This window comes from Spirosoma panaciterrae DSM 21099 (assembly GCF_000374025.1).
GTDB lineage: Bacteria > Bacteroidota > Bacteroidia > Cytophagales > Spirosomataceae > Spirosoma > Spirosoma panaciterrae.
Genome location: NZ_KB893184.1, coordinates 207,893 through 221,660 on the forward strand (window position 1 = coordinate 207,893; position 13,768 = coordinate 221,660).

Consider the following 13,768-nt stretch of genomic DNA (forward strand, 5'->3'; position numbering starts at 1 on the left):
CAGGGGTGAAGGAAGAGGTCGGGTAGCTGATAAAAACACAGGCCAGGACGTGGATAGGTCCTGGCCTGGTATTACCCTACTAGTTCTGATTCCTTGAGGCAGGCAAATACCTCCCGGTAAAATTCGGGGTGCGATTGCCAGGTCTGGGCCGTAACCATATTCCGGTCGCGAACGGCCTGTTCGGTCGCGTAGGTTCCCCCACCCATTTCAATTTCGGCGCGTACATGCTCATAGGCCGTGAGGGTACGGTTGTTCGCTAACCCTGCCGTGACCAGAATCTGAATGCCGTGGCAGATCGCAAAGACCCATTTGCCCTGGCGGTCGAACTCCCGGACTATATCCAGCAGGGGGGCATGGTTGCGGAGGTATTCGGGAGCACGGCCTCCCAGCAGCAGAATGGCGTCGTAATCCTCAACGACCACGTCGGCAAAGGTCAGGTCGGAAGCCAGGCAATAACCGGGGCGCTCCATATAGGTATCCCAGCCCGGTTCAAAATCGTGCATTACCAGATTGAGTCGGCGTTTGCTGGGTGCAGCAATCACAGTGGTGTCGCCTTCTTCCTGAAAACGATGTACAGCATACAGGGTTTCATAACTTTCTCCTCCATCGCCCGTAACGACCAAAATTCTGCGATTCATGTAGATAAGGATTTAGAACACGGTTTCTTCGATCTCTGTACCATAAAGTATAAACCCCGCTGTTTATACTTCAATCGGATAAACCCCCTAACGTGAATGAAATCAGTCGGTAAACTCGTCTTGCTGTTCCTGTTCGTATGGATCCGTGGCTCACTTCAGGCCCAGAACCTGTCCATAACGATTACCAAACGCTACCTGAACCTGCCCGTTTCGCAGGCGCAGAGCCGGAAAACCATGCAGTTTACGATTCAGGGTAAGCCGGAGCGGTCGTTTAAGATACGGTTGGCGACCGATAAGCCCGATTACTGGGTGTTTTGCGACATGACTGCTCATCAGGGGAAAACCCTTACCATTAGCTATGATGGCAATTCGGAGGGATTAGCCAAAATCTACCAGGATGATAAAATTGCCGGGCAGGATTCGCTGTATACCGAGAAAAATCGGCCACAATATCACTTCTCTTCCCGTCGGGGCTGGATCAACGACCCTAACGGCATGATCTTTTATGAGGGTGAATATCATCTGTTTTATCAGCATAACCCCTACGAACGAGACTGGGAAAACATGTCGTGGGGTCACGCGGTCAGCCGGGATATGATTCATTGGGAGGAATTGCCGACGGCCCTCTCGCCCGATAGCCTGGGAACGATGTTTTCGGGTTCAACCGTCATTGATTATGCGAATACGGCAGGCTTCAACCGAGGCAACACCCCTGCCATGATCGCCATTTTTACCGTCGATAATCCAGACAAACAGATTCAGTGTATGGCCTATAGCCTGGACAAAGGCCGCACCTGGACAAAGTATGCCAAGAATCCACTCATCGACTCCAAAGCGAAATGGAACAGCAAGGATACGCGCGACCCACGGGTATTTTGGTACAAGCCGGGTAACCACTGGGTGATGGTTCTTAACGAGCGGGACGGTCATTCGATCTATACTTCGAAAAACCTGAAAGAGTGGACGTATCAGAGCCATGTAACGGGTTTTTGGGAGTGCCCGGATTTATTCGAATTACCAGTTGACGGGGATAAACGTAAGACAAAATGGGTCATGTACGGGGCGTCGGCTACGTATATGATTGGCGCGTTTGATGGAAAAACCTTTACGCCTGAATCGGGCAAGCATTATTATACCACGGGCAGCATCTATGCCGCACAGACTTTTGCCAATATGCCCGACAGCGATCCTCGACGCATTCAGATTGGCTGGGGACGCATTTCGCAGCCGGGTATGCCCTTCAACAACCAGATGCTCCTGCCTACCGAGCTAAAGCTTCGAACCACCAAAAATGGCCCTCGTCTGGTTAGTGTACCCGTCAAAGAGACGGAGTCGTTGTTTAGTCTGGTTCAACAAGCGGGCGATCTGAATGCGGAAGAAGCCAACGAAAGGTTGAAATCGTTTAAAGAACTAGACCGATTTCGATTGACAACAACCCTTAAACTCTCGCATGCAACCAGTGCGGGGGTGTCGCTTTTCGGTCAGCGCATCCTCGATTATGACCTGAATGCGAATCGGGTTAATGGCGTCTTCTACTCCCCGGAGGATATGACCAGTATGGAAGTTACGGCCGATATTTATGTGGATCGAACCAGCATCGAAGTGTTCATTGATGGAGGGGCTTATTCGTACTCACTGGAACGAAAGCCTGTTTCGACCGCCAAAGAGGGTATTCAGTTTTGGGGGAATCGCATTGATGTGAAGCGTTTTAACCTATACACGGCCAAATCGATCTGGAAATAAGCAGAGCGCACTACTAACCTTCAAGCCAAAACGCTTTTATACGGCAGGTCTTTCTGGATAACCTCATATGGCCAGTATACCCTTGGATCGACCATGAACGGGGCTTAGTCGTTTGCTTTTTGAGTAGAAAGATGTCGGTCGGGTAAGAAGATCAACTCCTCCGCTATTTCGTAGTTCATACCAGCCGGACGGACAAAAACGCAGGTAAACATCCATTTGACCAGACGATAATCGGCTGTCTGAAAAGCACCGACGGGAAGTTTAAGCAGTACTTTATTCCACCCTTTACGTAAGGGAACAACTACAGGAGGGCGGTTTTCGTAGGGCTCATTGGTGTATGGCGTTTCCAGATCGACCGGGTGCAAACCGGGCGTAGACCATACGGGCGGATCGATTGCCTTCCCATTGATCCAGATGCGACTACCCTTGTAATCCCACTGGCCAGCCGGGGGCGATGCATCTTTTTCGGAACGCCCATACGTATGAAAATCAATCCAGGCACCCACGCGTTGGTGGCGGGGCGAGTATACATACGTGTAGGCATAAACGGTATGATTCGGTCTGGGCTTGTCGATATACCCGCGAACTATTTCTGGCCCCCACGTATGCCTAAGGTAGATAGTGGCCCCGGTTGCTGGATTTCCCGCAAAATCGGTAGGTTCGGTTTCAGGCGGAAATGAAGCATGCGGGTCGCCACCGTTTGGATAAGGTTGGCTTAGTCGCCAATGCAGTGCTGACTGAGCCACATAGGGGAAATTAAGCCGGCTGAAATGCAGTCGTTTGTGCATCAGCAGTCGGTTTTCGAACTCCGCAAAAGCGCCCTTGTCCGTTAGAACAACGCCAGCAGCCGTTTCTGCCTGCCCACCGCCCCGCCAGGACCGTTCGGCCAGGGTAAGCATCAGGGGGTAAAACCCGTTCAGCCGTTCGATCTGATCCACATCGGTCAGTTTCCGGTCGTTCCAGATACAGCCAATAGCCCCGAGCCTGGTTGGCGTAGCGTTCGGCACATCGCACAAATTCCGCTGGAACAATCCGATCAGATCGGCCTGGGTGGCAAAATGATTAAAGTACAGATTTCGGGATTCGATGAATTTCATAGGGGGCAGCGGTCGGTTGTTGCGAATCCAGAGTTGCCGGATGGCGCTGGTATCCAGGGCCGCCCCCGGATACCAGCCAATGACTTCCTTGCCACAGGCCCGTACAGCCGCTGCCATTTCGGGTACAAACCGCGCATCCTTAAACGCAACTTCATCGGTGCCAATATGGATATACGGTACGTCGAACAATGCACAGACTTCCCGGAGGAGTTTCTTTACCAGTACTTTACCGGAGTCGCTCTGCATATCGTACCCGGTTGCCCGCCGAAAAGCCCCGCTATGCCCCGGCATATCAATTTCCGGGATCAACAGAACATGTAGGGCCTTGCAGAAATCGACCAACTCACGGGCTTGTTGTTTTGTATAAAAAAGGCCGGGAAAGCGTTGAGTCACCGCAGAATCCGTCAGCGAAGGAATAACGTCGCTTTCCAGCCGCCAGGCCAGGTCTTCCGTCAGATGCCAGTGAAAGGTATTGATTTTATAGCGGGACAGGATCGCGATGTGCTCTTTCAGTCGTTCAATCGGAATAAAACTGCGCCCCACATCGTGCATGAAGCCACGGATCGGAAAGGCCGGAAAGTCAGTAATCCGGCAGCCTGCCAGATAGGGCTGAGGTTGGTGCTGAACCAGTTGCTGGAGCGTTCGATAGGCCCAGAATAGCCCCTGCCCGGTGGCGGCACTCAGGTGAATGGTCGAGCCGGAAACGGTAAGCGAATAGCCTTCGGGTTGATTGCGAAATAATCCGTTTGGCTCAAGTCGTAGGCCAATCTGCTTCGTTGTCCGTTGATGTGTAGAGTCAGCCACCGCCCGAACAGACGTTTTTGGGAAACGTTCGAGCCAGTTTTTCAGCGAATCGGTAATAGGTTGGCAATTGGGGGTAGTTGTGGTAATAGTTATTGTGCCGTTTATTGAGAAGCGTTGGTCTGTCCAGCTAATCTGTTGAGGTGCGGGTAATAGAGGAGGGTGTCCGGCAGTCGCTACCTGCTGAATGAAGCTCAACAGCATCAAGGCAATACGAGTACATGTCATGGAATACAAGAATGTGGGAAATCGCTATAGGCGAAGCAACGGCGGGTTGGTTGCCTTGTCGGTTGAGAGGTAGTCGATGGCTTTGGGTTTGAGCCATACCAGTTGCATAATCAATGCGCCCACAACGATGAGGGCGAGCCAGGCAAACCCAGTTCCCAGACTTCCGGCATCGGTCGATTTGCCTAACCAGTCTGTCACCACTGCCCCGGCAAACACGCCCGTCATATTCATTAGTCCATAAGCCGTTGCCCGTCGTTCAGCCGGAACAAACTGACAGAGAATGGGCATGTTGTTGGCATCGAACATCCCAAAGCCTATTCCGAAGCAAAGTGCGGCACCCACCACATGGATCAGTGAACTTCCAAAGCCTAGTAACATCAGAGCGGGAATGGTCAGCGACAGCCCAATGGCACTGGTATAAATTCGTCCCCGCACATTGGTTTGCACCCATCGATCCGACAGGATACCGCCCAGAATGACGCCAATAAAGGAAGAAACGGCAATGCTGATGGTGGAAAGTGGGCCTGCACTGGCCATGTCGATGGAAAGATTCGTGGCAAACAGGGTTGGTAACCAGTTTTTCGTTGCCCAACCCGGCAGGCTGGGGATGGCATAGACCAGAAGGATCACCCAGAACGATGGATTTTTTAGCAGTATCGCCAAGCTTCCCCAGGGCGAACGAGTGGTTCTAAGCCGCGATGACTCCAACTGAGCTGAGTGGACCTCCCGACGGATTTCCCGGAGAAAAAGACTCAGGACAAGGGCGTAGACCAACCCAACCAGCCCAAATACCTGAAAAGCCAGTTGCCAGGAGTAGGTTCCGGCCACCGTTGCTCCAAATCCACCCAGTGCCTGACCCGCATACAACCCCGTCATGTGGATACCGACGGCCAGTGACCGGGTGCGGGAGGTGTGGTAATCGGCAATCATGGCCAGACCCGACGGGATGTACAGGGCTTCGCTGATGCCCATAATGGCCCGTAAGCTATAAAGCTGGGTGAACGTAGTGGCATAGCCCATCGAAAAGGTAACCCCTGACCATACCGCCAGACTCCCGACAATCAGCCACTTTCGGTTTAACCGATCAGCAATCAGGCCCGACACCGGACTCATAAGCCCGTATATCCAGAGAAAAATAGCCATTAGCCGTCCGAAGTTGGTGGCCGATTGGAGCGCCTGAATATCGACCTGCATGGATGGACGCATCGTAGCCAGCATCTGCCGATCCATGTAGTTCAGCATAGCCACCAGCCAGAGCAGCCCCACAACTACCCAGGCATACTGTCGTGTAAAGTCGTTCTTATTCATACGGTTAGGGGCTGGCAGGGGTGATGAGCCGGATAGCAGGGGTACGAATGCCGGGCGATACTTCGCCGGAAGGTAAAAGAAACGATTTTTCCAGCCGAACCGCTGTTGTGGTAACTGGAGCCGGAAAAGGCATACGCCCGACTACCGACCAACGCTTGGTATCAGTCCGATATTGCCAGATTTCGCGTCGGAAACCCGGATGGTTCATCTGCAGATCGTTTCGCTGCGTCATCCATGTCGACAGGTCAGGATGATTCGGCTGGTTTGCGATCCGGTTGTTGAGCGCTTCGATTTGCCGAAGCCGAACCCCGTCGTCCCCTCCGAAAAGCCATACCTGATTGGCGCCCAGACCAGCGGCTTCATGGGCGGCCACGGCCACGGGCAGATCCGCTAACCGCTGCCAACTGTTCTGGCTGGGTTGGTATTGATAGGCATCTCCAAAAATGGTGGTCTGTCCGGCCACCGTTTGCCGACCACCCAGCACAAAGAGGCTGCCGCCATCGGCCTGTGGCAGGGCCACCAGAGCCGTAAAACTCCGCGCTTGCCCGGGTAGATCGGCGCGGGTTTGCCAGCCCGATTCGGGATGTTGCAGATTCAACGCGAACAGGCTTCTGACAGAACCCCGGCTCGACTCACCACCGAATACGTACAGTTCATGCCCCAACACAGCCGCCGACAGATTCGCTAATGCCAGCGGTAAATCGGGTAAGGTTTCGGTATGCACTTGCCGGGTGTCTGGCTGCCAGGTCAATGAAAAGACGGCTGCATACGGTTGCTCAGCGTCTGTACCGCCTATACAGATGAGTCGTTCGTTCCAGACTACCGACGCGCCATAGGCCAGCGGTCTTGGTAACGTACCGACTGATTGCCAATGGGTCGACCTGCCCGGCTCCGAAAGTGCATAGATGGTCGACTGCCACGCTTTACGACCGTTTTGCCAGGGGTAGCCATTGGGGAAATTGGCACCGCCAGCCACTAGCAAGGCCCCATGGCTGATTCCTGCAAAAGCCCCCGCCACACCAGGATTGGGTTTCCCGTCGATGCCGGGCAATTCCGGCAGTGTAGCATACCGCAGTGAGGATTGCGCGTCCGCCGGAAGAGGATTCGGTAAGGTTAGCATGAGAAGTAGGGGTATAAACAGCCGGTTCATGAGCTCAGGCCATTACTGGCATCTGCGACGCATACGCATGAAAATCAATCGTTTGTAAGTCGTCCAGAAACGCCTGGTACTGCTCATCTGTCATGTTCCTGACAGGCAGTCGGAACTGTCCGCAATCCAGGCCAATGGCCCGCATATAGGCTTTCCCGGTAGCAATGCCGCCATACTTACCCAGCAGCCGCACAATCTGGATGGATCGATCCTGCATTTGCTGCGCTCTCGTCACGTCCCCGGCCTCGAAAGCGGCCATAAGTTCATGATAGACCGGGGCTGCATAATTGAAGGTACTTCCGACGGCTCCTCGTGCCCCCATGGCCATAGCGGCCAGGAAAATTTCGTCCCAACCCCACAGAATGTCATATTTCCCATGACCATACAGCAGGCACTGGCGGTAATCCATCAGGTCGTTGTGGGTGTATTTGATGCCCCGAAAGTTGGGCAATCGGCCATCGATACAGGCCAGAAAATCAATCATCGACAGATTTGCTCCCGTCAGGGCAGGGATATGGTAGAAATAGAGGCCAATTTCAGGAGCTGCTTCACCAATCCCGATGCAGAACTGTGCCAGCAACTCGACGGTGGCGGGTTTGAAATAGTAGGGAGCCAGTACCGCGACGGCATCGAACCCCTGCTGGGCTGCCTGCTGGGCCAATAATATACTTTCTGACTGCGAGGTACCCCCAACCAGCATGATTTTCTGCAAGTCTGGCTCATCAACCGCGCCCCATGCCTGAATCAACTGCTGTTTTTCGGGATAAGACAGCGAAACGCCTTCGCCCGTGGAGCCGCCGATGAAAGCCCCTTTTACCCCATTCTGCACCAGCAATCGGGCGTATTGAGGAATAAGGTCGAGGTTAAGCTCGCCATTAGGATACATTGGGGTGAACGGAGCGGCTACCAGGCCCGTAATTTTTGATAGACTAGTCATGCGTATCTTGAATTCGGTTAGTGTTTAGGTTTCTCCGGGAAATCTCCCGGAGAAATGCCAGAATTACCAACCTATGATGAAAAATTTCGATTAATACCCAGCCGTTTGCGTTAGCTTCGGATCGGTGTTCAGCATCGTGATGGAAATCGGAAGGATGAGCTTATACGGTTGCGAGGTGGGAAGGTATACCGGGTTGATCGCGCTGAACACATAGGCGTTGCCTGCCCGGCGGAGTGCCCACCAGCGTTTGCCTTCCCCAATAAATTCGCGCAGGTATTCGTCCAGAATCGCATTCATATTCGCATCCAGGCTTCCATTGGTGTACGGCGTATAGCCTGATCCATACGCCCGGGCCCGAATGGCGTTTATTTCGGCCGAAGGATCAACACCCGATTTGGCTTTGGCTTCGGCCAGTAAGAGCAGCACATCGGCATAGCGGTAAATCGGGAAGTCGTTGTCGTACAACTGTGTTCCGGCATCGACCCGGCCAATGAATTTCGTCAGTAGTACACCCGCTGTTGGATTGCCCGCTGTGTTGCGATACATGACCCGGAACGAAGACCGTATCCGACTATCTTTCGGATCGCTCAATCGATTGATCATAGCTTGCGACATCCCCACCCGACTAGCTCCGGCCACATACGGATACGCCGAACTAACGGTTACGGCTGGGCCAGGTACGGGGTCGAGCACGAGCGTTCCGGCCTGCGTGGTGTTGACCTGAAAACTCCCGTAAGCATTCATGGTCGACTCGTTTTTCTCGAAACTCAGCGCGAAGATGATTTCCTTGTTGTTGGTTTCTTTGGTAGGGTCGAAGATGTCGGCATAGCTGGTTTGCAGCCCCAGCGTCGATAGCCCTTTTACTTCGTCCAGTGCCGTTCGGGCAGTCGTAAAATCAGCGGCACCGCCCCCCATGTGTGTCCCTGACCAGATAAATACGTCGCCTTTGAGAGTCAGGGTAGCAGCCCGATTCCAGTAAACGCGTTTGGCCGTAAACGAATTGTCGCCCGCAAACCGGGTCAGCGATTGCTCCAGATCGTTTTTAATAAGCTGCATAACCGCTTCGGGGGTTGATCGCTCACGGTAGAGATCGCTCAGATTGTCGACCGACGTAACGGGTTCGGTAGTAATAGGAACGCTGCCCCAGGTTTTCAGCAGGGTGTAATACATATAGGCCCGTAACCCGTACATCTCGGCCAGATACCGATTGCGGGTAGTTTCGGCCAGGGGAGAGCTGGGGAATAACTTAATGACCGTGTTGATGCGGTCGATAAGCGTATACAGACCTGCCCAGTTGGTAAACGGAACGTTGGTTGCGCTGATGTTTTGCGACCAGAGCTGTTTGAGGGTGCCATCTTCCGATTCGGTATAGAGGCCGTCGGCCCAAATGTCGGAGCGCATTTCGCCCAGTTGAAATAACGTAGCCTGATACGTACGCAGTGAAGCATAAACTCCTGTATACAACGTCTGAGCGGCATTGGCATCCGACAAGACCAGCGACTGATTGAGCGACGTTTGCGGGACAACTTCCGACAACTGCTGCTGACAGGAAAAGAGCCCCGCCGATAGGCTCAAACAGCTTGTAAGAGCGAGGGTAAGTGTATGTTTTTTCATGAGGATTCGGTTTGTGTTGTAGCTTCAAACAGCAGCCTATAAGCTGATCGTAGCGCCTAAGGTGATAGTACGGGGTAGCGGAAAACGGCCAACATCGTTGCCGCCTACTTCGGGGAATGTGCCGTTGTATTTGGTGAAATACACCAGGTTGGAACCCGTCAGGAACACCCGCAGGCCTTGTACCCGTTTGCGGCTCAGTCGTTCCAGCAGTTGAGCGGGGGTATCGTAGCTGAGCGTCAGTTCACGCAGCGCTACGTAGTTGCCTTTTTGCCAGAAGTTGGCCGGAGCCGTTGTGCTGCCTCCCGCATCGGTAAAGTAGTTACGAGCGTAGTTGGCCCAGTAATAGCGGGGTAGCGTACCCGTCGGATTATCCGGCGACCAGGTGTTGGTAATATCCACCGGCCCATTCTGCGACCCCTGCACCTGCGACATACCCCGCAGATAGGATTGGTTCAGAATCACAAACCCTAACGAATAATCGAACTGACCAAACAACGTAAACCCTTTCCAGCTCAGGTTCGATGAAAACCCGCCCTGAACGGTTGGCGTCGTACGGCCTACGTACACAAAATCGCGGTAGTCGAGCGAGTCGTTGTGGTCCAGGTCGCGCCAGCGGGCATCGCCCAGGAGTTTGATCCGTTTATTGGTATAGGGCAGGTACGAATTGTAGAAGTTGGCGCGGGCATCGAGTTCCGCCTGCGTGGTGTAAATACCGTCGTAAATGGGCGCGTAGACCTGATCGAGTCCAATGCGTTTGCCTTCCTGCAAACCCCCTACCCAAACCAGTTGATTGGTAGCCGGGTCAAATACCTGCGACGCACTCTGGCGATTCAGGGGGAGGCCGTTGTTGGGCAATTTGATGGCAAAGTTCTTCACGCTGTACAGGTTCGCATTGACCGACCACGATAATCCACCCTCCGTTTTGGGCCGGATAATCTGCGTACGGATGTCCAGTTCAATCCCCCGGTTCTGTAGCTGACCCAGATTGGTTACGTAGCTGCTATAGCCTGTCCAGCCCGGAATGTTGAGCGTCGAGATTTTGTCATATACATTTCGGATGAAGTAATCGGCAATGAACGTAACTCGGTTATTGAACAAGCCCAGGTCGAGTCCGATGTTGAGGGTACTGGCTCGCTCCCAGCGCAGATCGGTGTTGGTAATGCCGCTGGCGGCAAAACCAGGTTGCCCATTGTAGATACCGACGTTGGCATACTGGGGCGTGGTTGCGTAGTCGCCGATGATTGGGTTGCCGTTGGCATCCAGCGGATTAATGCTGCCGTTTACGCCCCAACTGATACGGGGCTTCAGTACCGATACGAACTGTTTCAGGGGGGAGTTGGCAAAAAACGTTTCGTTGCTCATGTTCCAGCCCGCCGATACGCCCGGAAAGAAACCGTAGCGATTTGTTGTCAGTTTGGACGTGCCATCGTAACGCATGTTCAGGGTTAGCAGGTACTTATCGGCATAATTGTAATTGACCCGGCCAATGCCCGATGCCAGCCGTTGCCAGCTATTGAAGGCCGATGTTGGAATGCCCACCGCTGCCGTTGATGCCGATAGCCAGGGAATAAAATCAGTAGCCGCCAGATTGGCTGAAGCCCCGTAGGAATACTGGCGATATTCGTAAAATTCACCGCCCCCCAGTACCGACACTGTGTGCAGGCCGAAATCCTTGTCGTATTGCAGAAACCCGTTGTAGGTGTATTGGCTGGTGCGCACATTGGAGAACGATGCGTTGCGGGTCGAAACGAGCGCCCCACCCGTACCATTAATGTACGCTTTGGTGAACTGATCGTTGGTGGTGTAGCGGTAATAGCCGGAAGCACTGCCCAATACTTTCAGGAAGGGTGTCAGCCGATATTCTACATTCAGACCGCCCGAATACCGCTGCTCGTTGGTTGTATTGATAAACTTGTCGCTGAAGTAAGCCGGATTGCCAAGTGTGCTGCCATCTACGCCCGGTAGCTGTTCGCCAGTGCCGTCACGGGTGAGTCGAACCGTAGGGGCAATGCCCGTAAACCGTTGCACAATGCCACCAGACAAACTGCCACTGGCGTCGGCGGTGAGGTACGAAGGGGTACTACTCGCGCTATAAGCCGCCAGGTTTAGTCCGATGGTCAGATTTTTGCCGACATTCAGCCCACCGTTAAAATTCAGATTCAGCCGTTTCAGTCCCGAACCGATGATGATTCCCTGATCGCTCAGGCTACCTACGCCCAGGGAGAAATTGCCCATATCGTTTCCGCCCGACGCGTTGAGGTAGTGTTCGTTTAGGACGCCGGTTTGTAAAATCAGGTCTTCCAGTTGGCGCTGGGTAGTCGATCGATACAGAATACTGTCCATCTGCGCCGGGTTAAAGGGATTCTGATCGACCAGCAGGTGGTATTGCGGATCGTTGAGTAGGCCCCGGTTGGTGTTGGTTAGTTGCTGGGTCGAATATTTCCCGTCGGGAGCCGTCCAGCCTGAGTTCAGTCCCCAGCCCCAGGCGCCCGTCAGTTGGTTGCGGGTATTGTTCATCTCGGCCGTATTGTTGTCGGCCTGAGCGGCTGCGTAGCGGCTGGCAAGACCCCGTCGGTTCCATTTTATGTAATCTTCGGCGCTCATGTACTGAAGCGGGTTCCGGCGGATGTAGTTGGCGGCATGTTTAAACGTATAGGTCACCGAAGTGCGGCCCTTTTTGCCTTTCTTCGTCGTTACCAGAATAACCCCGTTGGCGGCCCGTGCCCCATAAATAGCCGTTGACGCGGCATCTTTCAGTACGTCCATTTTTTCGATGTCCTGCGCATTGATGCCGTATAATGAAGGTACAATTACCCCATCCACTACGTACAAAGGCGTACCGGAACCGCTGAAATCCGTACCCCCACGCAGCACGATGGTAGGCGTTGCTCCGGGCTGACCAGAGGTTTGCTGTACCCGTAAGCCGGGGGCCGTACCCTGCAAGGCCGTAGCCGCATTGGTGCGCGGAACCGATTTCAGTACCGTATTATCAATACTGGCCACTGAGCCCGTCAGCGTCCGTCTGCTCTGCTGACCGTATCCAACCACGACTACCTCATCGAGACTACGGGCGCTTTCGGCCATGTCGATAGTGAGGGTCGTCTGGCTACCCAGGGCGATTTCCTGCGTTGCCATCCCAATCTGTGAAACAACCAATACATCGCCCGACTGAGCGGGTAGGGAAAAACGCCCATCGCTGTCCGACACCGTACCCCGGCTGGTGCCTTTGATGGTTAGGTTGACACCGGGCAATCCTTCGCCAGTACGTTTGTCCCGAACGGTTCCTGTTCGGGTAACGGTCTGTGCCCAGCCAGTCAGACAAAAGAGTAGGCCGATAATAAGTATTACATATCGCCTGATTGTAATAGGATAAGTTCGCATTGATTAACTCTTTTTGGGTGAAACTAGGAATAAATCGATGGGTCAAAATTATTATGTTATACTTAATAATCAAAAAAACAGGAATATTTTTTATTTCTTATTCTTTTTGTCGAATATTGTCGGACTTATTACACAGGCTGACTTTTTATAAATCATACATAATATATGGATTACACGGGTATGCAATCCGAGTCGAAATCGAATGAACCCAATACACTGGTCGATAAGATTGAAGCCGATTTGCTGGACTATTTCAATACCCATCGTCTGAAAGCGGGTGATGCGATTCCGAAAGAAGTAGAGCTGGCGACGCAGTTGGGCGTCAGTCGGACGGTGATTCGGGAGGCTATGCTCCGGCTGCGCACGCGGGGCTTGATCGAGTCCAAAAAGAAACGCGGGACTATTATTACGTACCCTGACCCACTGGCCCTGCTTGAAAAAAGTATGTATCCGGGGATTTTGAATGACGAGACGCTCCGCGATATTTTTGAACTGCGGATGGTACTGGAAATTGGCATGGGCGATCTGCTGTTCGAACGGATTACCCAGGCCGATATTGACGAACTATATGCCATTGTAGCCGATGAGCCGATTAATACACAGGAAATGGTCTTTGATGCCGACCAGGAAGTTCGGTTTCACGGCAAGCTGTACGACATTACGGGCAATGAGACCCTTCGCCGATTTCAGCGGATGCTGCTGCCCATTTTTAAATACGTTCACGAAAGTGGCCTATTGAAAAAGCCCATTCAGCATAAAAAATTTGTGTCGCATCGGGGGCTGGTCGATGTACTTCAACACGGCAATCCCGAAACCTTCCGTAATGCCATGCGCAATCATTTCGAGAATCATTTCCAGAGATTGTTTTAAC

At 53.1% G+C, this 13,768-nt stretch carries 9 protein-coding genes; 2 read left to right on the forward strand and 7 right to left on the reverse strand.

Annotated elements, in window-relative coordinates:
• Positions 1–71 precede the first annotated feature (71 nt).
• Positions 72–638 (reverse strand): DJ-1/PfpI family protein, encoded by a 567-nt coding sequence (locus B153_RS0115015; RefSeq protein WP_020597549.1) that lies wholly within the window; start codon positions 636–638, stop codon positions 72–74.
• 96 nt (positions 639–734) lie between these two features.
• Between B153_RS0115015 and B153_RS0115020 the strand changes: the two genes are divergently transcribed.
• Positions 735–2,381 carry a glycoside hydrolase family 32 protein gene (locus tag B153_RS0115020; RefSeq protein ID WP_020597550.1) on the forward strand — a complete coding sequence of 549 codons (1,647 nt, stop codon included), beginning with the start codon at positions 735–737 and terminating at the stop codon, positions 2,379–2,381.
• Between the two features lie 104 nt (positions 2,382–2,485).
• Here the strand turns inward: B153_RS0115020 and B153_RS0115025 are convergent, their stop codons facing one another.
• From B153_RS0115025 to B153_RS0115050, 6 genes are all read right to left on the reverse strand, one after another.
• Positions 2,486–4,507, reverse strand: a complete 2,022-nt coding sequence (locus B153_RS0115025; protein WP_040761470.1) for a family 20 glycosylhydrolase — start codon at positions 4,505–4,507, stop codon at positions 2,486–2,488.
• A 24-nt stretch (positions 4,508–4,531) separates the two neighbouring features.
• Complete coding sequence (locus B153_RS0115030) at positions 4,532–5,815, reverse strand: MFS transporter (protein WP_020597552.1); 1,284 nt, start codon at positions 5,813–5,815, stop codon at positions 4,532–4,534.
• A 4-nt stretch (positions 5,816–5,819) separates the two neighbouring features.
• Positions 5,820–6,935: a Kelch repeat-containing protein gene (locus tag B153_RS0115035; RefSeq protein WP_157634708.1), complete on the reverse strand. Its 1,116-nt coding sequence runs from the start codon at positions 6,933–6,935 to the stop codon at positions 5,820–5,822.
• A 34-nt stretch (positions 6,936–6,969) separates the two neighbouring features.
• Complete coding sequence (locus tag B153_RS0115040; protein ID WP_020597554.1) at positions 6,970–7,902, reverse strand: dihydrodipicolinate synthase family protein; 933 nt, start codon at positions 7,900–7,902, stop codon at positions 6,970–6,972.
• Positions 7,903–7,992: 90 nt separating this feature from the next.
• A complete protein-coding gene (locus B153_RS0115045; RefSeq protein ID WP_020597555.1) occupies positions 7,993–9,516 on the reverse strand; it encodes a RagB/SusD family nutrient uptake outer membrane protein in 1,524 nt (507 codons plus the stop codon).
• A gap of 36 nt (positions 9,517–9,552) precedes the next feature.
• Entirely contained in the window at positions 9,553–12,897 is a 3,345-nt protein-coding gene (locus tag B153_RS0115050; protein WP_020597556.1) for a SusC/RagA family TonB-linked outer membrane protein, read from the reverse strand.
• A 165-nt stretch (positions 12,898–13,062) separates the two neighbouring features.
• Here B153_RS0115050 and B153_RS0115055 point away from each other — a divergent pair, with 165 nt between their 5' ends.
• The gene (locus B153_RS0115055) at positions 13,063–13,767 is read left to right on the forward strand and encodes a FadR/GntR family transcriptional regulator (RefSeq protein WP_020597557.1); all 705 of its coding nucleotides are present in this window, start codon (positions 13,063–13,065) and stop codon (positions 13,765–13,767) included.
• Position 13,768 lies beyond the last annotated feature (1 nt).

Excerpts from the sequence above, each read along its gene's own strand:
- B153_RS0115050 (WP_020597556.1), bottom strand. The coding sequence starts at position 12,897 with ATGCGAACTTATCCTATTACAATCAGGCGATATGTAATACTTATTATC.
- B153_RS0115055 (WP_020597557.1), top strand. The coding sequence starts at position 13,063 with ATGGATTACACGGGTATGCAATCCGAGTCGAAATCGAATGAACCCAAT.
- B153_RS0115035 (WP_157634708.1), bottom strand. The coding sequence starts at position 6,935 with ATGCTAACCTTACCGAATCCTCTTCCGGCGGACGCGCAATCCTCACTG.
- B153_RS0115045 (WP_020597555.1), bottom strand. The coding sequence starts at position 9,516 with ATGAAAAAACATACACTTACCCTCGCTCTTACAAGCTGTTTGAGCCTA.
- B153_RS0115015 (WP_020597549.1), bottom strand. The coding sequence starts at position 638 with ATGAATCGCAGAATTTTGGTCGTTACGGGCGATGGAGGAGAAAGTTAT.
- B153_RS0115040 (WP_020597554.1), bottom strand. The coding sequence starts at position 7,902 with ATGACTAGTCTATCAAAAATTACGGGCCTGGTAGCCGCTCCGTTCACC.
- B153_RS0115020 (WP_020597550.1), top strand. The coding sequence starts at position 735 with ATGAAATCAGTCGGTAAACTCGTCTTGCTGTTCCTGTTCGTATGGATC.
- B153_RS0115030 (WP_020597552.1), bottom strand. The coding sequence starts at position 5,815 with ATGAATAAGAACGACTTTACACGACAGTATGCCTGGGTAGTTGTGGGG.
- B153_RS0115025 (WP_040761470.1), bottom strand. The coding sequence starts at position 4,507 with ATGACATGTACTCGTATTGCCTTGATGCTGTTGAGCTTCATTCAGCAG.